Here is a 21,258-nt window from a genome sequence, read left to right as displayed (position 1 = left end):
CCGGCGCTGACAGGGTTGCTCGCTGGCCTGGCCGTCGAAAGGGAGCAGGACGATACCCCTCGCTCTGGGAGTGATGCGAGACAGCGGCCGCCCCTAGTATTTGGATCTCCCCCATAACTGTGAACGGACATCCATGCGCACGATAACCGCGATTGTTGGCTTGACGGCATTGTTGATGACCGGGGGCGCGGTCGTTGCCCCCAGCGCGAGCGCGGCCACGTCCCTGAACGGGAAGACTTGCACCATCGTCGGCACCTCCGGGAACAACACGTTGCGTGGGACCAGCCGCAACGACGTGATCTGTGGTTTGGGTGGCAACGACGTCATTTACGGCGGCAGCGGAAACGACACCCTCGACGGCGGTTTCGGCAATGACGCTCTCTTCGGCCAGGGCGGCGGCGACACTCTCATCGGCGGCGCCGGCAGCGACACCGTGTCCTATTCAGGAACGACTCTCGCAGTGACAGCGGACCTGGACGGCGTCATCGGTGATGATGGCGTGTTGGGGGAGAAAGACACCATCCGGACAGACGTCGAACACATCGCCGGCGGCTCGGGCAGCGACCGCCTCACCGGGAACAGCGGGAACAACACGATGAGCGGCGGGACCGGCAACGACACGATCAGTGGCGGGTACGGCAACGACACCATGGTCGGCCAAGGCGGTGCTGACGTGTTCTATGGCGGCGCCGGGACTGACACGGTCTCCTACGCCAAGGCCACCACTCGAGTCGTCGCGGACCTCGACGGCATCACCGGGGACGACGGCGTGACCGGCGAACGAGACACAATCAAGACAGATGTTGAAAACCTTGTTGGCGGCGCCGCGGGCGACGTCCTGGCGGGGAACAACGGTGCGAATGCATTGGTGGGAGGTGCGGGAAGCGACACTCTGGGCGGCGGTGCAGGCAACGACACTCTCACCGGCGGGTTGGGAACTGACACGAGTCGAGGCGGTAGCGGAACAAACACCTGCGAGATTGAGACGGGTGAGACGCGTGACTGGACATGCTCCCTGATCAGCAATCTCAGTCACCTGCTGAGCACCGTTGCAGGCTCGGTCTCCTCGCCCGGGGACTACATGGCTGGTTGCTTTGTCGGGGTCGCCTCACCCAGCGGCGGCGGTTTCGATGCCGGCTCATACATCACGCCAGGGGGAAGCTTCGCCTTTTCTTCACCCAGAGGGCCAAAGCAAGGCCTCATTCTCAAGGCAAATGGTTCGACCTCGTGCCCCTTCCATTTCCACCTCGGCGTGTTTTCGGTATCAAATGAGATGGGGCCCCTCAAGTACGTCTTGCCGGAACTGGTCACGGTGAAGGTGGTTGTGAAGAATGACCTTGGAGCAGTCATCCCAGGAGTAAATGTCCTCATCACGCCGCTCTACAATTCCCTCTCCATTGCAGGCACCGGAGGCAGCGGGACTGCCAGTTTCGGCATGATTCAAGTCGTCGGTATTTCGAACTCACAAGGAGAGTTCCAGTTCAAGGTTCCCCGTGGAGCCGGCGTGACGGTCAATGCCACGGCGAGCTTTGCGGGGATAACGATGGAGGCCAACCCTGTGAGTATTGAGACCGAGAAGACCCTGGTTGCAAACGTCGTCTTTGGCTGACGATTCAGGGCGTTGTGCATAGTCTCGCCCCGTCGCCCGGTAGTGGCGGGCGCGGGGCGGGGCTACCGAAGATCCAGGACGTCTGGGGCCTGACCCTTGCTCAGTTCACCGTGGCCGGCGCCCACGCGCGGGTCAGCACCTCTGCCGTAGCCGGGCGGCCGAGGAAATATCCCTGGGCGAGGTCGCAGCCGAGGAGTCGGAGGTGCTCGAGCTGTTCGGGAGTCTCGACTCCTTCCGCGACGCAGGTCATCCCGAACTCGTGGGCGAGACGCACGACCGCCGCGACCAGTGCCGCGTCACGGGGGTTGGTCGTCAGGCCGGCGACGAAGGAGCGGTCGACCTTGAGTTGCTTGGCGGGGAGGTAGCGAAGGTAGGAGAGGGAGGAGTATCCGGTGCCGAAGTCATCGATCGAGAGCGAGGCGCCGGTCTCGGCAAGGGCGCTGACGGTGTCCATCATCGTCGAGCGGTCCAGGATGAGCGCGGTCTCGGTCATCTCCAGCACGAGGTCGTCATGGGTGAGACCGTGTTCGGCGATCGTTGCATCGATCAGGTCGACGAGGCCCGCGTGCAGCAGCTGAACCGGAGAGAGATTGACCGAAATCGTGAAATCGGCCGGCACCACTCCGGCTCGCTTCCAGTCGCTGAGTTGCCGCAGGGCCTCGTTCAGTACCCACTCGCCCAGCGGCACGATCAGGCCGGTGTCTTCGGCGATCGGGATGAAGTCGTCCGGCGGAACGAGACCGTGCTCTGGGCGATTCCATCGCACCAACGCCTCGACGCCCTTGAGTGACCCGTCGGCAAGGGTATGGATCGGCTGGTAGTGCAGCACCAGCTCGTCTCGTTCGAGACCCTCGCGGAGAGCGGTTTCGATGTCGAGCAGGCGCCCTGCCTCCCCGCCCACCCGGAGGTCGAACAGGGTTGTCTGGTTGCCCCCGCGGCTCTTCGAGAGCCGCATCGCCGCGCTCGCTTCCCGGAGCAGGTCGGTGGGGCCGTGGCGCTGGGCGGCGGCGGCGATTCCAATGGAACCGGTCACTCGCGCCTCGGCGCCGTACCCGTCGGCGGGCAGCTGGATGGCGTGCAGGATGCGCTCGGCGACCATGCCCGCTCCCGCGGCATCCGTGTTCTCACACAGCACCAGGAACTCGTCGCCGCCCAGCCTGGCCACCGTGTCCTGGGCACGGGTCGCCGCGACCAGCCGCTGCGCGGCCTGCAGGAGCACCGCGTCGCCGGTGTCGTGGCCCAGGGACTCGTTGATGAACTTGAAATTGTCGAGGTCGATGAGCAGGAGGGCGACGGGACCATTTGGCACACGCCGGGCCAGGACCCGCTCGAGGGTCTGAGTGAGCAGGAGCCTCGTCGGCAGCCCGGTGAGCGCGTCGTGGTGTGCGCGGCGGGCGAGCTCGGCGTCTTCGGCGCGGCGCAACAGATCTGCGACGGAGGGATGGACGGTCACGATTGCACCTCGCTGGGAGCGGTGCCTCTTCGGGGATCCCGTGTGCGCGATGGTGCAAGGTGGTTCATGGGGCCCAGTTTCATTGGTCGAGCTCGCGTCGCGGCGAGTGTGCCTCTGGAAACCTTAACACCCCCGTTGCCGGCGGGACGACCGTCCTACCCCCCAAGCGGGGAACTGGGACGCGTGGCGCTCATGTGTCGGCTGCGCGGCGGCTATGCCGCGCCTGCGCGGTGGGATTTAGCCGAGCCGAATTCGGCTAACGTGAATCAACGATATGGGGGCCGCCATGGTGGCGATCGCAGAAGCGGCTCAGGCCGAACAGGTACGGGCCGGCGCACGATTCGGCTCGTGGCCGAGCTGGGTCATGGCGCTCGTGCTGGCGCTGTACCTGGCCGGCATCTCGTTCGGCAGCGACGACGGGTTCAGCCCCCTGGTGGACGGCTGGCTCGGGTTGCTCAGCGTGTGGGTTCCCGTCTTCGTGGGCGGGCTGGCGCTGTACCGCGCACGATTCCGGCAGCTGGAGCTGGTGCTCGCCTCGGTCGCCATGGCGTCGTTCGCGGCCGGAGACACCTACTACGTGCTCGCCAGCGCCGGCGGCGTGACGCTGCCGTATCCGTCGCTGGCCGACATCGGGTACCTGGGCTTCTACCCCCTGATGCTCGCCGCGCTGGCGGTGCTGGTGGGCCGCAACGCGCGGAAAATGGCCTGGCCCGTGGTGCTGGACGGCGCCCTCGGATGCCTCACCGCCGCCGCCGTGCTGGCCGTGCTGCTCGACCCGATTCTGGGCTCCGCCGTCGAGGGCCCGGCCTCGCTGGCCACGGTGGTCGCCGTCGCCTATCCCCTGTTCGACCTGCTGCTCGTGGCCGCGTTCGTCGGCATCGGCGCCTCCCAGGGCCGAAGCGTGGGTTCCCGGTGGATTCTGCTCGTGCTCGGCCTGATGATCTTCGCCGCCGCCGACGTCGGCTATGCCCTGCTGGAACTCACCGGCCTGTATGTTCTCGGCACCCCCCTCGACATGGGCTGGGCCACCGGTCTCGCCCTGATCGCCTGGTGGATCGCCGGCTCAGCGCGCGGAGGCAGCACGCGCGCGGTCTCGGCGCGGTCGATCCCGGCCCAGACCGTACCGGTGCTCGCCACCGTCAGTGCGCTCACGGTGCTCATCCTGGCCAGCGAGCTCGACGTCCCACCCCTGGCCGTGGCGCTCGCCAGCCTGGCCCTCGTGCTGGCGGCCGCTCCCCTGGTGTTCCGGCAGCGCATCCGGCTCGCCGACATGCACCGCCAGGCCATGACCGACGAGCTCACCGGGCTGCCGAATCGACGAGCGCTGTACACCGAGGTGCCGCCTCGGCTGGCCGCGGACCAGCGGCGCCGGAGCGCGCTGCTGCTGCTCGACCTCGACAAGTTCAAGGAGGTCAACGACAGCCTCGGCCACGACGTCGGCGACCGGCTGCTGGAGCAGGTCGCCGCTCGGCTGCTGGGTCAGCTGCGCGCCGCTGACCTGCTGGCCCGGCTGGGCGGGGACGAATTCGCGATCCACCTCGACGGATGCGACATCGGCCAGGCCGAAACCGTTGCCCTGAAGCTGCGCGCGGCGCTGGCCGAGCCGTTCACCCTCGCCGGGATCACCCTGCAGGCCAGTGCCAGCATCGGGATCGCCATGTACCCGGAGCAGGGCGAGGACCTTACCGTGCTGCTGCGAAAGGCCGACATGGCGATGTACAAGGCGAAGTCGACCCGGAGCGGGCACCACGTCTACCTCGACGACGACGACGACAGCCACGGCGGGGAGCGGCTGCGCACCCTGGATGAGCTGCGCAGGGCGCTGCTCGACGACCAGCTCGTGCTGCACTACCAGCCCAAGGTCGACCTCTCCACCGGCGCCGTGCGCGGCGTGGAGGCCCTCGTGCGCTGGGAGCATCCGGGGCGCGGCCTGCTCTACCCGGATGCGTTCCTCGTGCTCGTCGAGGAGGCCGGCCTGATGCCGGCGATGACCCAGATCGTGTTCGAGAAGGCCCTCGACCAGGCCGCGACCTGGCAGGCGCAGGGCCGGGCGCTGTCTGTGGCGGTCAACCTGTCGGCCAGCTCGCTCGTGGACGCGGACCTGCCCGATCGGATCGGTGCGATGGTGGCCGAACGCGGGCTGGCGCCATCCGTTCTCGTGCTCGAGATTACCGAGGACTTCTTGATGGCGGACCGGGACCGGGCGCACGCCATCCTCACCCGGCTTCGCGCCATCGGCGTTCGGATCGCCGTTGACGATTTCGGCACCGGTTACAGTTCGCTGGCCTACCTGCGCGAGCTGCCCATCGACGAGCTGAAGCTGGACAAGTCGTTCGTGATGCCGATGGCCGACAACCCGCGTGCGACGGCGCTGGTGGCCTCGACCATCGCCCTCGCGCACAGTCTCGGCCTGCGGATGGTCGCCGAAGGGGTCGAAGACAGCGTCGCCTACGCCGACCTCGCCGGCTACGGGTGCGACGTCGCGCAGGGTTTCTACATGTCGCGGCCGATCCCGGCGGCCGAGCTGGACGCCTGGTTGGCGAGCCGCGATCCGGCGGGTGTGCGGCCTGAACCGGCGGCCTACTCGTAAACTGCGAGGCGCGCCTCAGGCCGCCTGCGCTCTTTCCTCTCTTAGACGATCACGGCGCGGAGTTCGGCGGCAGCGGCACCCACGTCGGGGGCGCCGTAGATGGCGCCACCGGCGACGGCGACCTGTGCGCCCGACTGCTGCACAGACGCGATGGTGGAGGCGTTGATGCCGCCGGCCACCGAGAAGGGCACGCCCGAGGCTTCGCCGTCGCGAAGCAGCGTCGAGAAGGTGAAGCCCTCTTCGGCCTGCTCGTCGAGGCCGGCGTGCATCTCGACGAACAGGGCGCCGAGCGCCACGACCTCCTTGGCACGCTTGGGCTTGTTGCTGACGCCGATCAGGTCGACCACAATGCCCTTGCCGTGCTTCTTCGCGGCTTTGACCGCGCCGGCGATGGTGCTGTCGCCAGCCAAGCCGAGCACGGTCACCAGGTCGGCACCGGCGGTGAAGGCGATGTCGGCTTCGAGCTCGCCGGCATCCATGGTCTTCAGGTCGGCGAAGACGATCTTGTCGGGGTGGGCGGCCTTCACTGCGGTGATGGCCGAAAGGCCTGCGCTCTTGATCAGCGGGGTGCCGAGCTCAAGAATGTCGACATGCGGTGCCGCGGCGGCGGCGAGTTGAAGTGCGGCCTCGGTGGTGAGGGTGTCCATGGCGAACTGGAGTTTCATTGTTCTTCCTTTGTTTCGGGTGGATAGACAGGGAAAAGGGGACGCCGATTACTCGATGTTTGCGTGGCGAGGCCAAAGTTGGTCCGCGTTCTGTCCACTTCGGCGCCAGAGCGCGTGGAAAAGTGCGTCCCCGACGATCACGACAGTCTGTTCGAAAAGGCTGCCCGCGTACTGCGCGGAGGCGTTTCCGGATCTGTCGCGCTTGTCGGCGGCAGGCACGATGACAGTCGCTACGGAAAGCTGCGCCAGTGGTGATTGTGACGCGGTGGTGATCGACGCCACGAGCGCTCCAGCACGCACTGCGGTGGTTGCCGCGCGAACAATTCCGGCGGTCGTGCCCGAGCCACTTGCGGTTAGTAGCACATCCCCTTTTCCGATGGCCGGGGATGTCACTTCTCCGACCACGTGAACGTCGAGGCCGAGGTGCATGAGGCGCATCGCGGTCATGCGCAGGGCTAGCCCCGACCGGCCGGCGCCGAGCACGAAGACGCGCGGAGCCTCGGCGACTAAATCGGCGAGAACCCCGAGCGCGTACGGATCGTCGTGAACCAGTCGTTCGATGACGGAGTCGAGTTCACGCACGATGCGCGTCAGCGAGGAATCAGCGCCGGTGTTCAATACGTCCATGCCTCCATGCTCGCGCAGCGCCCCAGATGAGGCCCCCACCTGACAGACCAGTATTACTACCCGATTGGGTAGGTAGGGCAAGATGGGTGGGTGACCACTCGAATCGAAGACTCGTCGATCCCCTCCCCCGCGTCGCGTCGGCTGCTTCTCGAGCACGCCCGAACTGTCTCCGAACAAGCCGACCGCCACGCAGTGACACTCGAGTCCCTCTTGGCTGTCCTTCGATCCTCGCGGGTGGACGACAAGGCGGCTCGCACAATGACCATAGATATCGCCGCCACCGCTCTGGTGGAGATTCGGATGACCACAGATCAACAGCGCGGAACAATGCTCGAACCGGTCGTGGGTGCATTTGCCCGCCTACGGAATGACCTGCGCCCTCTCGAACGGTTTGGGGACCTGGAGGTCCAGTTTGTGGAACCGCCGGCCACGGGCAGGGCGTTGCCGGGCGAAGTAGCTCACGCGGCACGCGCGATCGTGCGGAGTGCAGTGCTCGCCTTCGTGGATAGTGGCGCTGCCCGCCGCGTGAGGATCCAATGGGACTGCGACGGACTCAATCTTTTGATCGGCATTCGCGACGACGGTGCGGGAGATCTGTCGCACCACGATGATTCCCTCCGCCCGATTGCGGAGCGGGTGAGTGCCTTAGATGGTGAGTTCGCGGTGTCGTCGACTCCGGGCTGGGGGTCGTTGCTAGAGGTGCGTCTGCCGCTGGATCCCCCGAACGAACCCGAGCCGCTCGAAGACGTCGTCGCCCTGTCGCACAGGGAGAGGGAGGTGCTGCGACTTGTCGTTTCGGGTGCACGAAACAGCGAGATCGGGTCGCAACTGGATATCAGCAACAACACTGTGAAGTTCCATGTGTCGAACTTGTTGCGGAAAGCGGGCGCACGTTCTCGCGCAGAACTCGGCGCGCTTACGCGCTGACAGGTGGTCGTGACCACCGCTACCGGCCGCATCGCTGCCGAGTCCGCTGGGATCAGCGCTCCGGATGAAGTTCCTTACTCCAGACCACCGCACCGTTGGCGTTGCGCAAACTCACAGAAAACACGTCCTCTTCACCAAGATCCACGTGGCCGAAGTACTGGTTCTCGCCGCTGCGAGGTGACTCGTTGGCGTAGCTGCCGGCCTGGTAAAACTCCACGCTAGGACCAAAGGTTCCATCCATCTGGTTGGGACCGAAGCTGCCGGCGTTGATAGGCCCAGCCACGAACTCCCAGAACGGGTCGAAGTCCTGGAACACCGCCCGTTCCGGCGAGTAGTGGTGCGCCGCGCAATAGTGGACATCCGCGGTGAGCCACACGACGTTCCTCACCCGGTGGCGCTTGAAGGCGGAAAGCACGCCCGCAATCTCCAGCTCCTTGCCCAGCGGAGCACCGTTGTCCCGGTTGGCCAGAGACTCCTGGTTCACCGGGCCGTCCGAAACTATGAGGCCAAGCGGCAGGTCCGCCGCGATCACCTTCCAGGTGGCCGTGGACTGGCGCACCTCCCGGATGAGCCAGTCGACCTGTTCCTGGCCGAGGATGTTGGTCTGCTGGGCCTCCTTGCCATCGGTGTTGGGGTCCTTGAAGGTGCGCATATCCAGGCAGAAGATGTCCAGCTGTGGTCCCCGGGAGATCTTGCGGTAAATGCGCGCCGGTTCAAACCCGGTGCTGCCGTCGGTCAGCTGGGCAATGGGCTGGTTCTCCTGCCAGGCCTGGCGGGCGCGGGCGGCCAAAACATCAACGCGCCGCTCGGTGTAGCGGGCATCGGTCAGGATCTGGCCGGCGTACCAGTTGTTATGCGTCTCATGGTCATCCCATTGGGCGATCACCGGAACATCCGCGTACATGGCCCGGAGATTGGCGTCCAGATGGTTGTAGCGGTGCCGCCCCCGGTACTCCTTCAGCGTCTCGGCCACCTTGGACACCTCCTCGGTGACGATGTTCCGCCACAGCTTCCCGTCCCGTTCGGTCACCTGGGCCTGGATGGGGCCGTCTGCGTAGATGGTGTCCCCCGAGTGAATGAAAAAATCCGGTCGTGTAGCGTGCATCGCGGCGTAACCACGCATGCCACCGATCTCCTCATTGATGCCCCACCCCTGACCAGCGGTGTCGCCAGTCCACACAAAGCTCTGGCGCCGCGGGGCGGAACCGCTGCCGTGCCGGCCCTGGCCCGGTGCCGTGCTGAAAGAGCCCTGCGCAGCCTCACCGAGGTTCCCGTCCACATCCTCAAACTGGAGACTGAGGGCAAAATGCGTTCCCGAAGGAAGGTCCCGAGAGTTGATCCTGGACGTAAAATCGGTGGCTTCACTGGCAGGACTGCCTCGTAGGACGCGCTCAAAGGCACGGCCGCCGCCCAGCGGAGACCCGCCGTCGTCTACCGCGCGCAGGGTAGCGACCAGCAGACCCTGTCCGGACCCGCGGGACCAAAGGACTCCGGAATCGGTGGTCACGTCGCCCGTGGATATCCCGCTCGGCAAGGTCAAACGGTTCCGAACCAGGGGAATGGCCGCGGGACGGGCAGCCTGGGCGGCCCCGGCGGCACCAGGTGCGGCGACGGCGAGACCGGCCGCGGCAATGGCAACGGTGAACATGGAGCGGCGGGTGAATTCTGTCATCGTTCCACCCTTGCCGCACTACATAAACCCCCAGTGACTCCAGGATGAACTTGGAGGCAAGGCAAGGTGCCCTGCCTTGCGGTCAGGGATGCGATTGGATCCGGCCGTCAGGCCGCCGCGGGCTCAGGCCGCCGCGGCGCCTTCGACCCAGACGGCATCGGAGGCCACGCTGCCGAGGTGAATCTGCCCGGCCTGACCCCGGACCTGGATCGTCATGACCGCGGAGTTCGAGCGATGCTTCCGCACCGTGAGTCGCGTTCCGGCGGCCAGGCCCAGCTCGGCCAGATAGGCGAGCAGGGTCGGCACGGCGTCGGAAACGCGCACGATGGCCATCTCCCCGCCGGCCGTGGCATCGGTGAGCTTCATCACGACGGGGCGCACCGGGCGAGCCTGCGTCGGGGGCGAGGTCGGGGTTGCGGGGGCGGATGCCCGGAGGTGGTTGTCCATGCGCTCCACGATCGCGTCGGAGACGCTGCGCTCCAGATTCTCCACCTCACCGCGCGCGTCGTCGCCGGTGTAGCCGAGGGTCTGGATCAGGAAGGCCTGCAGGATCCGGCGCCGACCCGCCGTGCCGATCGGGCGAGCGCGTGCGGCAGCCGTGATGTCGGCCGGCCTGGTATCCGCCGGCCTGGTGTCGGCTGGGCTGATGTTGGCCGGTCTGGTGGGCGCTGCGAACAAGGCCTGAGCAGTCATCCGGGTCGATCCATCCAATTCGGTGGGCCGGCTAACCCGAAGGTCCCGTGCCTTTGCGACCCCGCCTTACGACGAGTGTGCCATTTCGTTTGGCGTAGAGAACCGCCGCGGTGATCCAGTGATCGCCCCTCCTGAACCTAACAGTGCGGCACGGCCCGGGGGAAGCCCCACAACGGGGAGTCTGTCCCCCGTTTTCGGTCTTGCGCGCCGCACGGTTTCTGCATCGTTCGGCTGGTGACATTCGCTCGGAATCGGCGTACCGTTTTGGGTGAGGGTCATCGCGGAGTCATCCCGGGCCCGCAGTTAGGGAGCACGAAATGCCTGACAAATCACCGCACCGGCACCATGACAAGAAGCCGGGAAGGTCCATCAAAGAGAAGCGCGCCGAGAAGCGGGCCAAGGGCATGACCGAAACCACAACGGATGCCGTTTCGCACATCAAGAAGCACTAGCGGCTGCTGACGGGCTCGGTGCTGCCGGGCTCGGTCCTTGGTGCGCCCTCGGACATGCTGATGATTTCGCTCGCCGGGCCGCGCTCGCGAGGCGCAGGTCTTCCCTGGTTGCCCACCGCTTCTGGTCGAAGACGTTCTTCTGCAGTAGCGCGAAGAACGACTCCATCGCGGCCTTGTCACCGCAGGCTCCGACGAGGCCCATCGCGTCGTGGTTGGCCGAATAATCCACGAGGAGCAGCACCCCGAGGGCTCGTCCTCGGAGGGCGCACGTGTCGATCCGGCCCCTGTTTGGCGTGAGTGGAACCGGGCAAGCGGGTGGCCGCGGTATCCGCGTTCGTGTGAGGGCGTGGCTTCATGGAGCCGACGTGCTCCACGTCAATCAGAACATCAAGCAGGCCGATGGGCCTCCGATGCTCAGTAGCTTCCGGGACGACAGCGGGTAGCCGCTGTATTCACGGCACCTGGGGGCGCCGTGATGATTGAGGGATATGTTGGGTCGAGCCGGGAGCGGCATCGGAGCCGGTCGAGGCAGCGCCGGTCCGTATTACTCCCCACGAAGGAGATTCAGTGTCGAATCAGTGGCATGAACCGTGCGCAGCGGCAGATCTCGAGGTCTGCAGTCTGTCCGATCATGAGTGGCGTGTGGGTGATCGCCGGCGGAATGAAAGGTCGCCCGAGAAGGTGCTCGGTTACATTGAGAAACGTGGTCCTGTTTTTGAAGTCATGAACATGGAGGCGCCACGACGGCATCTCATGTTTGATCGTTTCGAGTCCGCGGTCGCATCGTTTGCGTCAGTCTTCCCGACTTAGATTTTGTCCACGGCGTTGACGCCGACTTCTCAATTCACTCGGCCAGCGGAATGCCAGTCCAGGGAAAGGACGTACCGGGTTGATCCGGCTGTGGATTTACCGTCACGCCGAACGTTTCCGAGTTGCGTTCGCCTCGGGGACAACTTGACGGAGGCGAGAGTCAGGCGCTGATGTGGAATGTATTAGATGGTGTGTGTCAAACCACCCAAGAGTGCCGCAAGGTTCTGGCTCGCACATGAGAGGGTTGCGGGAGAGCAAGCCAGACCGTGGCCGCCGTGCATAAGCGCTGGTCGAAGCGATAACGAGCATGCGGAGCAAGCCAAATGATGGATCGGCATCACGACCAGACTGTGCCGGGTACCCGTGTCCTGGGGAGTGAGGGTCTCCTGCCTGGGGTGGCGACTCCTGCCGAGGGGCTCGCAGCGGTCGTTGACCGCATGCGTGGTCTAGTTGGAGCTCTGTCCATCGTTGCCGAGGGCCTGAGCCTGGAGATCGTGCTGGAACGCTTGGTCAGGATGGCCTGCCAGCTCGTGGATGCAGAGTTTGGGGCGCTGGGTGTGATTGGCGATGACGGCTCCCTGGACCAGTTCATCACGGTCGGTTTCGACGCTGAAACGACGAAGCTCGTTGGGCCGCTTCCGACCGGGCACGGGGTTCTGGGCTTACTCATCCGCGAGCCACGGCCGCTCCGCTTGCACGACTTGGGTAAGCATCCCGCGGCAGCGGGGTTTCCACCGAACCACCCACCCATGGTGTCGTTTCTGGGTGTTCCCGTCCGCGTTCGGGATGTTGTGTTCGGGAATTTGTACCTCACCGCAAAGCGTGGCGGGGGCGATTTCACTTCGTCGGACGAGGAACTGGTGGTCGCGCTGGCCGCAGCGGCGGGCGTCGCCATCGAGAACGCGCGTCTTTTCGAGAAGTCCGAACTGCGCAGGAAGCAACTCGAGGCCGGCGTGGACGTGGCCAGAGGGATCCTGGACTCTGTCGATAACGAAAACCAGGAGGGCCTCGATCTCGTAGCCCGGCGGGCCATGCTCGAAACCGGGGCGGACTTCGCTTTCCTGGGTTTCCCGACGGAGGAGAACAGCCAGATGTCGTGCGTGGCGGCCGCGGGGCCAGGCGCGGCGGCTCTCGTCGGCCGCGTGGCGGCTATCCGTGCCTCCGCTCTGGCCGAACTGGAAATCCGGGGGCCCGCGATGGCGTTGCGGGAGTCTCCACTCGTTTTCAGTAGGATTGGCGTCGGAGTCGACGAGGGGCCGGCGATGGGCCCAACGCTGATGGCGGCGGTCCACCGTCGCGGCGGACGAGGTGGGGTGTTGGTGCTCTCCCGGCGCGCCGGATCCTCAGGATTCGGTCCAACCGACGTCGAGATGGGCGCCGTGTTCGGCGCGCATGTGGCGATGGCGCTCGAACTGACCCAGATCAACCAGGCGAGAGAGCAGCAGGCCGTTTTCGGCGACCGTGACCGGATCGCCCGCGACCTGCACGACGTCGTTATTCAGCGGATCTTTGCGGCTGGTCTGAGCCTGCAGGGCATCCGTCATTTCACAAGCGACGTCAGAGCCCTCGAGCGAATCGAGACGGTCACAGAAGAATTGGATGGAACCATTCGCGAAGTGAGACGCACCATTCACTCACTCAGCGGAATCTCCCCCACAACAGAGACCTTGAATAGCCGGATCCTGAGTGCCATCAAGGACAAGACGGACTGGCTTCCTTTCTCTCCGCGCGTGCTTCTCTCAGGTCCTCTCAGCGAGGATATCGGAGTCCTCCTGTCGGAGAACCTGCTGGCCGTCATTTCCGAAGGACTCAGCAATGCCGCGCGCCACTCCGGGGCAACCTCGATCGACGTTTCCGTGAAGGTCGGGCAAGGCCGGGTGAAGCTCCTCATCTCCGACAACGGACACGGCTTCTCGGGAACAGTCAAGCGCAGCGGCCTGGACAACCTCAAACATCGAGCAAAAGCCTGCGGCGGGCGTATGGCCGTCTCGAGCGTCCCGGGGGAAGGAACCCGCCTCGTGTGGTCCGCGCCAATCCGCAGGGTTTAGCGTCGCGGTTTGTCCCCGCCCCTCGCGACGAAGACCGCCGCCTGGGTGCGGCGGTGGAATCCCATCTTCGCCAGCATCGACGACACATAGTTCTTGACCGTTTTCTCGGTCAGGAACATCGCATTGCTGATCTCCCGGTTCGTGAGCCCCTCACCGATCAGGCTGAGTACCCTCCGTTCCTGATCGGTCAGCGGCGCCGACCGCGGATCCCGCAGATTCGGGTCCGCGAGGTTCTCAAAGATCCGCGCCCTGTCCCTGGGGTCGAAAAGAGTCTCATGGGCCGCGGCCCGGCGTATCTTGTCGAGCAGATCGGCACTGTGGATCTCTTTGAGCACGTAGCCCGCGGCGCCGGCCAGGACAGCACCGCTCCGCGCCTGGTCATCGTCGTAACTCGTCAGGATGAGGCACTGGACCGCTGGTGCGGTTGACCGCACATTGCGGCACACCTCCACACCGGTGCCGTCCGGGAGTCGACCATCCAGAATTGCCACGTCCGGACGCAAAGCCAAGATCCTTTCGGTTGCGTCCTGCGCCGAACCGGTATCCCCGACAACCTCGAAACCCTCCTCCGCCAGCAGCTCCCGCAGCCCGCGCCTCACCAGCTCATGGTCGTCCAGGATGAACACTCGGATCAGAGATCCGGAGCCTTGCGCTTCACCCGACAATGACGCTGATGCCTCATCCATGTTTCTCCTTCACCAAGTCCGCGAGTACGTCACTGCCCACAGAAGCGGACGCGATGTACTCCAGCAACGGGTTCGCCCGTTCAGACCATTGTCGCGCGCCGGGACGCAACCGAACTAGAGCATAAAGTCCAGTGTGTTCGAGATGGGTGAAGTCCCCGGCCCCCCTTCTGGGCGGCGCCACCGAGAAAGGTCGATTCCGGTGTGGCAAGCACACCCGAAGAGCGCGAAACCGAGGACTTATTGCTCTACAGTTCAGCCGAATCGGGCCCGTACCTTGAGAAATGTCAGCGTGATCGGGTGAAGAACGAAACAGAGACTCGGAAGCCTGGCGTCAGAACGTGCACGAGAGCACCACTTGAATGACAATCAGCTGGGGGGAAATAACTGTGAATACGCTGCTTCGTTATGGTTCGGTCCGGACCGCTGGACAGGCCCGGCTGTCTCCGGTCTCATCGACGGGCTTACTCGCCTTGATGCGGGATGCGCGGAAGGCACTCTCATGAGCGCGGCCCTGCAAGCATCCTCGACTTCGTCCTCACGCGCCCGATATAACTCAGGATCGACGGATCCGTTCGGTGACTACCTGCGCAGGATCGGCAAGGAATCGCTGCTCACCGCTGAGGACGAGGTCGACCTCGGCCGGCGAATCGAGGTGGGCCTCTTCGCGGCCGAGAAGCTGCACCAAGGCGTGTCCGACACGGTTCACCAGCGCGAATTGGCGTGGCTCGCCCATGATGGGAAGCGCGCGAAGAAGCGTTTCATCGAGGCCAATCTGAGGCTCGTGGTCAGCATCGCCAAACACTATTCCGGTCGTGGCGCTCTCATCATGGATATTGTCCAGGACGGCAACATGGGCCTGATGCGTGCGGTGGAGAAGTTCAACTACATGGCTGGCTTCAAGTTCTCGACTTATGCGACGTGGTGGATCCGCCAGTCCATCCACCGCGGCATGGCAGACAAGGTGAGAATGATTCGCGTCCCGGTGCACACGGCCGAGAAACTCAACAAGATAAAACGGATCCGCCGGGACCTCACCAACACGCTTGAGCGTGAGCCGACCGTGGGAGAGATCGCGGAGGCCAGCGATATTCTGCCCCACGACGTGTCGAGACTGCTGAAGTACGATCAGGAACCGATTTCTCTGTCTGCGCCGGTTGGTGACGGAGACGGTGACATTTCGGAGTTGATCATCGACGGTGACTCACTGCAACCCGACGAGTATGGGATGCTCGCCCTGCGAACGACGGATATTTCCTTCTACCTCACGGCGCTGCCGGAACGGGAACAGTCGATCCTGAGCGCCCGCTTCGGACTGAACGGCGATGGACCCCGGACCCTGGAGCAGGTGGCCGTAGTCGAGGGTGTGACCCGCGAACGAGTCCGACAGATCGAGAAACGCGCGTTGGCGCTGCTGGCCGTTCCGCGCTTGCGATCGTACTTGATCGATTAGGACGTGCGCGGAGCGGTCACGCTAGCCAACCCTCCTCCCCGATCTTTACGGCTCCACGGAAAACCCCTGACCTTCGCCCTATCTTCGAATGCTCGCTGAGCGGGAAGTATATTCAATGAGACTCACGTGCCCCTACTGCCGCTCACACGCGCGGCTAACACCAAACCCGGCCCATGTCGAGAGAGACACACTTCCTCGCTACGTGTTGAAATGCTCAGGATGTGACCACACGACAGTGGGACGCGAACCAGTTCGGGTGCCCCTGGGCGCCTCAACCGGGCATTTGGGATTCGCACGGTGAAGGCTGGCATCGAGAGCGGCGGCTACACGATGAAGTCGGGGGTCAACGTCGCCTCCTTGATGAATGCGACAGTGGATCCTGGGTCAATGCCCCCGGATCATGGCCTCGGCTCGAGTTCTCTGGCCCTGACCACGCCATACTCAAGCCATGCAGTCTGATGCCTCCGCACCGACACTGAAGGAACTCGGGGCAGCACGCGCTGACCTTGACCGTTGGGAGCACTACTCCGACCACCCTGGCTTCATCGTCAAAGCCGGCGGTCAGGAAGCCTACGACGCAGAACTTGGACGGCGTTTCCAACGAGTCACTGCGCTGGAATCCCGTTCGAACTAATCAGCGCACTCCCCTGCGGGCAGGTTTCCGATTGTGCTGGGCAAGGCTCAGTTGGAGCAGTCGGAGAGCGCGGTTGAGGTGCTGGGAAAAGCATCAGAGCTCTTGTCCGCGCTGGCCAAGAGCTCACAAATCAGGACCCCGCCGCTGCCGGATCAGCAAGCGATCCCGGCCGCGTTCCGCAAACCCCCTCCAACGAGTAGCGTTCCAGACGGTCGGCGATCTGACCTGCATGGGTATGCCGAGAATCGCGTTCTCCTCGGCCAGAATCGCGATGCGCTCATTCGCCGTGAAACGGTGCCTCGTCGTTCGCTGACGCCCCTGCGTCAGCCCCGGCTGTGCAAGAGGGCGAGTTGTCCACGGGCCCACTGTGGCAGCACGCGTTCGAGGCGTTCGTCGAGGGATCGCGGTTCTCGTGTCGGCTGACGTTTTACGAAATCACCAGCTGGCGGGGCGAATATGGATTCTGCCTCTGCCATGGAGCCGACGAAGAAGGTTCGCATGGGATCACCGAACTCCAGCACCTCGTGCTGGTCTGCGTTCAGACTGATGAAGCCGATGAGTGAGAAAGGACTGTCCCAGGGCACTCGTCGGTCGCTCACTCTCCATTCGCCGTCGGAGATCTGGGTGAGCTGGACATCGTCTGGCGTCCGCACTTCACGCTCATCGGTTCTCATCGCGATTTCTCTTCTCTTGTCTGGTTGCGGACCGAAGCTAGTTGCAGCGCCCGGAAGCGCCCGTGTTGAATGACCTGAGGTGGCCTTGAAGCGGTGAGTTCAGCCTCGTGGAATCAGTGTGATACACGGACTTCTCAGCTCACAGGGCCAAAGGTCCCGAGGTTGCGAGGTTGCGAGGTTGCGAGGTTGCGAGGTTGCGAGGTTGCGACATGTAGCACTGGGGACCTCAAAACCACCCAACTCCCACATCTGGGACGCATCAACGGTCGCCGCCCTCGACGCCATCACGAACAAGTACGAGCGCCACGGCAAACGCGCCGTGATCGAGGGCCTCAACGAATCCAGCCCCACCATGCACACCCGGCTCGCCGGAAACATGGGCGCCGGTCACTAACCACCTGCTGAAGGGGGCCGGGTTTGTGAAAACCGGAACCTCCGTGCAGGAATTAGCTGTTTCGTCCGGTTTTTGGGCCTCCGCATCAGGCAGTCTGCGTCGAGAATGATGCCATAGGCCGGCCGCAGCCGATCTGATCGACCGACCCTGCAAGCTGGATCAGCAGGGCATCGCCCACCGTCTCCGAGCTCGCGATGAGGAGGTCAAGGACCGCAATTTGGCTGCTAATCAGCACAGCGTCCTCGTCGATATCGACAGGCCCGTGGGCGCGCGCGAGGCCGAGGAGAGCGCCTGCGTGGGTCTCCGCCACCAGACACAAACTGAGGTCATCGTCTTGCTGTGACAACGTGTCGTCGAATGCGGCGGTTACCTGCTCTTCAGGTACGGCGCGGCCGATCAGGGTCTTGAAAGCTTCTCGGCGCCGGGGTCCGAGGTTCTGAATGAGGAACTCGTCTGTAACCACGCGTGTGTCTGCCTTCGCATCTAGTCGCACCGGCGTCTCGGCTGGCAAGACCGGCGACGGCCCGGCGTTGGACTTCGCACGCATGGTTGCGCTCATCGGCTTGACGATCGCGCTGACGCTATTCATGACCCCTCCGGGGTGGGGCGAGAAAATGGGAAAGTTGAGGAATGCGAAGATCTCAGGATCGTGTCACGGCCAGCGTCCGGGCTGGGCGAACCGCGAGGCGGGGGCCGGATGACCGACCGGCCCGCGGCGGAACCTCAGATTCAAGCGTTGGTATCCGCTCGCTGGAGATCACCAGGCCCTGGGAACTGGCTGCGGATCGGGTGAGTTCCTCGAGCCAGTGCGGATTGATGGTGGGCACGCTCCCGCCGGCGAATTTGAAGTAGAGGGGGATGGCGGGGTTGAGCCACACCGAGCTGCGGCCGCCTCCCCCCTGGGCGGAGTCGTTCCAGGACAGCGAGAAGCTCTCCCCGCGACGAAGTTTCTGGATGACGACGATTTGAACATGGGTCAAGGTTCGATCGTCGATGTCGACCACAACGCGATCGTAGGTTAGAGACCCCATGCTGCGCTCCCGGTTTCTGTTGTCATGGTTCGATTGTCGAGAATCGGCCCGCCCCAGGAGTAGGGCACAAAGTCCCCCTTCTGGCGGACATGGCAGGAAGACACGACAAACGCGCTTGATCAATCGCGCGCCGACGGGAAAGGACGCCCCGAAGCCGATCCCAGCCCATCGGGCGAACCTGAATGGCAGGATGCGAGCCTCGTGCATTCAGTCCCGCAGGTACCGTTCGAGCCGCGGCACGTGCAGCAGGGCGAGCGCGCGCTTCTCGATCTGGCGGACGCGTTCCCCGGTCACGCCCTGGAACCGGTCATGAAATCGTTCCCCCACGGTTGGGTCACGCTCAAGCATGCTGGTGAGCTCTTGGCGGGTCCGTTTGATCTTGTTGAGTTTGTCAGCCGTGTGCACGGGGACGCGAATCATCCGTACCTTGTCGGCCATGTCGCGATGGATGGACTGGCGGATCCACCACGTCGCATAAGTTGAGAACTTGAAGCCGACCATGAAGTCGAATTTGGGACTGCCCCGAGTTCAGTTGACTCAAGGGGTTAGTGGTTTCAGGCGGCCTTGAGGGCCATGTGTATGGTCTCAAACTCGATCGGGGTGAGCTTGCCAAGGCGGCGTTGCCGGCGCTTCCGGTGGTAGGTCCGCTCGATCCAGACGACGATCGCGAGGCGCAGTTCCTCCCTCGTCGTCCAGCGCTGCCGGTCGAGGACGTTCTTCTGCAGGAGCGCGAAGAAGGACTCCATCGCGGCGTTGTCGCCGCACGCGCCGACGCGTCCCATCGACCCAGTGATGCCGTTGTTCCTCAGCACCCGCAGGCGAGCACGCCATGGTGTCTTTTCGCGGTTGTGTTGGCGGCGCGGTTCCGGATAACGGGTTTCTCCCAAGATAATCCGCTCACGTCGATGCTCGAGTGGGCAGCAATGACGACGCCGACGGCCATTGGCGGCGCTTGCGCCTTGTCGGCCACTGCCCTCCCCGGGGCTTCTGTGACCCGGGCCCCCGTTGCGGCCCGTGTCCTGTCTGGGTGGGTGCGATCATCGGTGGGCGTTCACTGGTCCGCCATTGTGAGTTGTGAGGTAAGGAGTATCTGTTTCATGTCGAATCGTCGTAAGTTCAGTGCCGAGTTCCGGGCCGAGGCCGTAGAGCTGGTCATTTCATCAGGCCGACCGATCGATCAAGTTGCCCCCGAGATCGGTGTTGTCGAGGGGACGCTGGGCAATTGGGTTCGCGTCTGGAAAGAGGAACACCCCGAGGCCGACGCTGCCGAGCCTGGCCCGGTTGAGTGGGCCAAACACAATGCCTTGCAAGCCGAGAATGCTGAGCTGAGAGGTTGAATTCCTAGGAAAATTCAGCGCCTTCTTCGCCGCGAAGCAAGGATAAACGGCGTCGCCCTCACTCGCACAAGGGAGGTCTACAACCAGCCGCCGCGCTGGCCGCTCACCACGACCGCCACCAAAAGGCAGCGGCGCAGAAAAAAACACAACAGATTGTCTCAAGAACTTGACGGGCGCAATCAAAGAGAACCGCGCCGCGAAGCGGACCAAGGGCATGACCGAAACCCCAACGGATGCCGTTCGCACATCAAGAAGCACTTGCGGCTTCTGACGGAACGAGTTGGCGTCGCGGGATTGCCTGCGCCGGGGCATCCGCTCGCTGGGTGTTGTGTGTCGAACCTACGGGCGCGCGCCCGTAGGCTCGCCCCTACGCAAGATCCAGGTCGTCCCAACCGAGGGAGTCAGGGTCCGCCTTCGTCTCGAAGAGGGTGAGGCGAGGAGTCAGGGACAAGTTCTGGATGCGGCCGCGCAGATAATCGACCACCTCGGTCGTGTCGGGTTCGGTGCTGCCGGTCTCGGCCTCCGGTGTGCCCTCGGACATGCTGATGATTTCGCTCGCCGGGCCAACCACGAGCTGCACGACCACCGGCTCGCCACCGAACCCGACAGCCGGCAGCTCGACCACCTCGGCGCCGTGGTGATCGCGTATCGCGGCGACCAGGAGCAGGAGAGAATCGGCCACTCGATCAGCTGTCAGGAACGACGCCCCACTGTACGAAATTCTCTTCATGCTGTCACCCTTTACCCGGTGTGCGGTGGGGGCAAGGGGTGTGGCTGGGGGTGGGCTGAGTGTTGGTGAGTGCGGGGCCATCGTCGTCGCTGTGGCAGAACGCCTCCCGCTTGGCCTCACTCGTGTCCTCGCTCTTCTCCTCGCTCTTGTCCTCCACAGGGCGGGTCCGGGTGAGGTTGTCGCGACACGGTCGAACATAACTGCGGATGTCGGTGGGTGCTGAGAGAATCTCAGTATGTCAAGCATCGAAGCTGTATTCAGCTCCCTCACCGGCTCCCTCGCCGGCGAGCGGCTGGACGCAGCCGCGTTTGCCGCCCTGACCGACGACGACCTGGAGGCCACCCACAAGAGCATCGCCGCGCACGTGGGCGAAACCACGAAATACGCGGCCCTGTCCGCAGCCGAGATCGCCCGCCGCTCCGACTGGGCCCTCGGCCAGGCCGGCCTGGCCCGCCGCAAGGGCCACCTGAGCCCGGAAGCAATGGTGCAGTCCCTCTCCGGCGGCTCCCGAGCCGACTCCCGCCGACTCGTGGACGTCGGCACAATGATGGCCGAAGCCGAAGCCGCCGAACAGCTCGCCAGACAAGCCGCCGAACAAGCCGCCGACCAGGCCGCGGAACACCCCGAGTGGGACCTCCCGGCCGCCGCCCTCGAAGCGCCCTGGCACGCGCCACTCGGCGACGCCGTCACCGCCGGCCGGATCGGCCTCGACACCGCCGGCTTCCTCCGCAAGGGCCTCGGCGAACCAGCCGCCGGCGTCACCCCGGAGATGCTCC

20 protein-coding genes, 3 pseudogenes and 1 riboswitch are annotated in these 21,258 nt (G+C 64.5%); of the genes and pseudogenes, 10 read left to right on the top strand and 13 right to left on the bottom strand.

Features of this window, described 5'->3' with window-relative positions; all coding sequences use genetic code 11:
• Window positions 1–133: 133 nt before the first annotated feature.
• A complete protein-coding gene (locus BLQ39_RS06960; protein ID WP_092322808.1) occupies window positions 134–1,609 on the top strand; it encodes a calcium-binding protein in 1,476 nt (491 codons plus the stop codon).
• Window positions 1,610–1,709: 100 nt separating this feature from the next.
• Here the strand turns inward: BLQ39_RS06960 and BLQ39_RS06955 are convergent, their stop codons facing one another.
• Window positions 1,710–3,062 carry a putative bifunctional diguanylate cyclase/phosphodiesterase gene (locus tag BLQ39_RS06955; RefSeq protein ID WP_092322806.1) on the bottom strand — a complete coding sequence of 451 codons (1,353 nt, stop codon included), beginning with the start codon at window positions 3,060–3,062 and terminating at the stop codon, window positions 1,710–1,712.
• 286 nt (window positions 3,063–3,348) lie between these two features.
• Between BLQ39_RS06955 and BLQ39_RS06950 the strand changes: the two genes are divergently transcribed.
• Window positions 3,349–5,652 carry a putative bifunctional diguanylate cyclase/phosphodiesterase gene (locus BLQ39_RS06950; protein ID WP_167738561.1) on the top strand — a complete coding sequence of 768 codons (2,304 nt, stop codon included), beginning with the start codon at window positions 3,349–3,351 and terminating at the stop codon, window positions 5,650–5,652.
• 41 nt (window positions 5,653–5,693) lie between these two features.
• Here BLQ39_RS06950 and hxlA read toward each other — a convergent pair whose 3' ends face one another.
• Both hxlA and hxlB read right to left on the bottom strand, forming a co-directional pair.
• Window positions 5,694–6,317 carry a 3-hexulose-6-phosphate synthase gene (hxlA, locus tag BLQ39_RS06945; protein WP_092322802.1) on the bottom strand — a complete coding sequence of 208 codons (624 nt, stop codon included), beginning with the start codon at window positions 6,315–6,317 and terminating at the stop codon, window positions 5,694–5,696.
• 48 nt (window positions 6,318–6,365) lie between these two features.
• Complete coding sequence (gene hxlB, locus BLQ39_RS06940) at window positions 6,366–7,025, bottom strand: 6-phospho-3-hexuloisomerase (RefSeq protein WP_241982924.1); 660 nt, start codon at window positions 7,023–7,025, stop codon at window positions 6,366–6,368.
• Between the two features lie 177 nt (window positions 7,026–7,202).
• Between hxlB and BLQ39_RS06935 the strand changes: the two genes are divergently transcribed.
• Complete coding sequence (locus BLQ39_RS06935; protein ID WP_241982925.1) at window positions 7,203–7,871, top strand: helix-turn-helix transcriptional regulator; 669 nt, start codon at window positions 7,203–7,205, stop codon at window positions 7,869–7,871.
• 52 nt (window positions 7,872–7,923) lie between these two features.
• Here the strand turns inward: BLQ39_RS06935 and BLQ39_RS06930 are convergent, their stop codons facing one another.
• Together BLQ39_RS06930 and BLQ39_RS06925 are read right to left on the bottom strand one after the other, a co-directional pair.
• A complete protein-coding gene (locus BLQ39_RS06930) occupies window positions 7,924–9,543 on the bottom strand; it encodes an alkaline phosphatase D family protein (RefSeq protein WP_092322797.1) in 1,620 nt (539 codons plus the stop codon).
• Between the two features lie 123 nt (window positions 9,544–9,666).
• Window positions 9,667–10,236: a metal-dependent transcriptional regulator gene (locus BLQ39_RS06925; protein ID WP_092322796.1), complete on the bottom strand. Its 570-nt coding sequence runs from the start codon at window positions 10,234–10,236 to the stop codon at window positions 9,667–9,669.
• 18 nt (window positions 10,237–10,254) lie between these two features.
• Window positions 10,255–10,328: riboswitch (cyclic di-GMP riboswitch) on the bottom strand.
• 225 nt (window positions 10,329–10,553) lie between these two features.
• Between BLQ39_RS06925 and BLQ39_RS16105 the strand changes: the two genes are divergently transcribed.
• Window positions 10,554–10,688 (top strand): hypothetical protein, encoded by a 135-nt coding sequence (locus BLQ39_RS16105; protein ID WP_256332716.1) that lies wholly within the window; start codon window positions 10,554–10,556, stop codon window positions 10,686–10,688.
• An 85-nt stretch (window positions 10,689–10,773) separates the two neighbouring features.
• Here BLQ39_RS16105 and BLQ39_RS15570 read toward each other — a convergent pair.
• A pseudogene (locus tag BLQ39_RS15570) lies at window positions 10,774–10,893 on the bottom strand (IS3 family transposase); the annotation flags it as partial.
• 1,000 nt (window positions 10,894–11,893) lie between these two features.
• On the opposite strand from BLQ39_RS15570, the gene BLQ39_RS06915 reads away from it, so the two are divergent.
• Window positions 11,894–13,546: a GAF domain-containing sensor histidine kinase gene (locus BLQ39_RS06915; RefSeq protein ID WP_241982926.1), complete on the top strand. Its 1,653-nt coding sequence runs from the start codon at window positions 11,894–11,896 to the stop codon at window positions 13,544–13,546.
• Here BLQ39_RS06915 and BLQ39_RS06910 read toward each other — a convergent pair.
• On the bottom strand, window positions 13,543–14,232 hold the full coding sequence (locus tag BLQ39_RS06910) for a response regulator (RefSeq protein WP_092322793.1): 690 nt from the start codon (window positions 14,230–14,232) through the stop codon (window positions 13,543–13,545). The two genes, BLQ39_RS06915 and BLQ39_RS06910, sit on opposite strands and share 4 nt — an antisense overlap.
• Before the next feature lie 499 nt (window positions 14,233–14,731).
• Between BLQ39_RS06910 and BLQ39_RS06905 the strand changes: the two genes are divergently transcribed.
• Window positions 14,732–15,682 carry a sigma-70 family RNA polymerase sigma factor gene (locus BLQ39_RS06905; RefSeq protein ID WP_092322791.1) on the top strand — a complete coding sequence of 317 codons (951 nt, stop codon included), beginning with the start codon at window positions 14,732–14,734 and terminating at the stop codon, window positions 15,680–15,682.
• Between the two features lie 448 nt (window positions 15,683–16,130).
• Window positions 16,131–16,316: a hypothetical protein gene (locus BLQ39_RS15565; RefSeq protein ID WP_134491973.1), complete on the top strand. Its 186-nt coding sequence runs from the start codon at window positions 16,131–16,133 to the stop codon at window positions 16,314–16,316.
• A 323-nt stretch (window positions 16,317–16,639) separates the two neighbouring features.
• On the opposite strand, the gene BLQ39_RS06900 is transcribed toward BLQ39_RS15565, so the two are convergent.
• Window positions 16,640–16,990, bottom strand: a complete 351-nt coding sequence (locus BLQ39_RS06900; RefSeq protein WP_092322789.1) for a hypothetical protein — start codon at window positions 16,988–16,990, stop codon at window positions 16,640–16,642.
• Between the two features lie 241 nt (window positions 16,991–17,231).
• Between BLQ39_RS06900 and BLQ39_RS06895 the strand changes: the two are divergent.
• Window positions 17,232–17,384: pseudogene (locus tag BLQ39_RS06895) on the top strand (SulP family inorganic anion transporter); the annotation flags it as partial.
• Window positions 17,385–17,469: 85 nt separating this feature from the next.
• Here the strand turns inward: BLQ39_RS06895 and BLQ39_RS06890 are convergent.
• The 4 genes and pseudogenes from BLQ39_RS06890 to BLQ39_RS06875 all read right to left on the bottom strand — a co-directional run.
• A complete protein-coding gene (locus tag BLQ39_RS06890; protein ID WP_092322786.1) occupies window positions 17,470–17,973 on the bottom strand; it encodes a hypothetical protein in 504 nt (167 codons plus the stop codon).
• Between the two features lie 52 nt (window positions 17,974–18,025).
• Entirely contained in the window at window positions 18,026–18,415 is a 390-nt protein-coding gene (locus BLQ39_RS06885) for a DUF7882 family protein (RefSeq protein ID WP_174775369.1), read from the bottom strand.
• Between the two features lie 207 nt (window positions 18,416–18,622).
• Window positions 18,623–18,916 carry a sigma-70 family RNA polymerase sigma factor gene (locus BLQ39_RS16220; RefSeq protein WP_092322785.1) on the bottom strand — a complete coding sequence of 98 codons (294 nt, stop codon included), beginning with the start codon at window positions 18,914–18,916 and terminating at the stop codon, window positions 18,623–18,625.
• A gap of 53 nt (window positions 18,917–18,969) precedes the next feature.
• Window positions 18,970–19,224 (bottom strand): annotated as a pseudogene (locus tag BLQ39_RS06875) (integrase core domain-containing protein); the annotation flags it as partial.
• A gap of 96 nt (window positions 19,225–19,320) precedes the next feature.
• On the opposite strand from BLQ39_RS06875, the gene BLQ39_RS16255 reads away from it, so the two are divergent.
• On the top strand, window positions 19,321–19,752 hold the full coding sequence (locus BLQ39_RS16255) for a transposase (RefSeq protein WP_092322783.1): 432 nt from the start codon (window positions 19,321–19,323) through the stop codon (window positions 19,750–19,752).
• A gap of 367 nt (window positions 19,753–20,119) precedes the next feature.
• On the opposite strand, the gene BLQ39_RS06865 is transcribed toward BLQ39_RS16255, so the two are convergent.
• The gene (locus BLQ39_RS06865; protein ID WP_134575344.1) at window positions 20,120–20,482 is read right to left on the bottom strand and encodes a hypothetical protein; all 363 of its coding nucleotides are present in this window, start codon (window positions 20,480–20,482) and stop codon (window positions 20,120–20,122) included.
• 235 nt (window positions 20,483–20,717) lie between these two features.
• Here BLQ39_RS06865 and BLQ39_RS06860 point away from each other — a divergent pair.
• A partial coding sequence (locus BLQ39_RS06860) for a hypothetical protein (RefSeq protein ID WP_143006459.1) occupies window positions 20,718–21,258 on the top strand: 541 nt, incomplete at its 3' end.

This window comes from Cryobacterium psychrotolerans, from assembly GCF_900101115.1.
GTDB classification, from domain to species: Bacteria; Actinomycetota; Actinomycetes; order Actinomycetales; family Microbacteriaceae; genus Cryobacterium; species Cryobacterium psychrotolerans.
The sequence above is the reverse complement of the archived record's forward strand: the minus strand, read 5'-3'. Positions and strand labels throughout refer to the sequence as shown.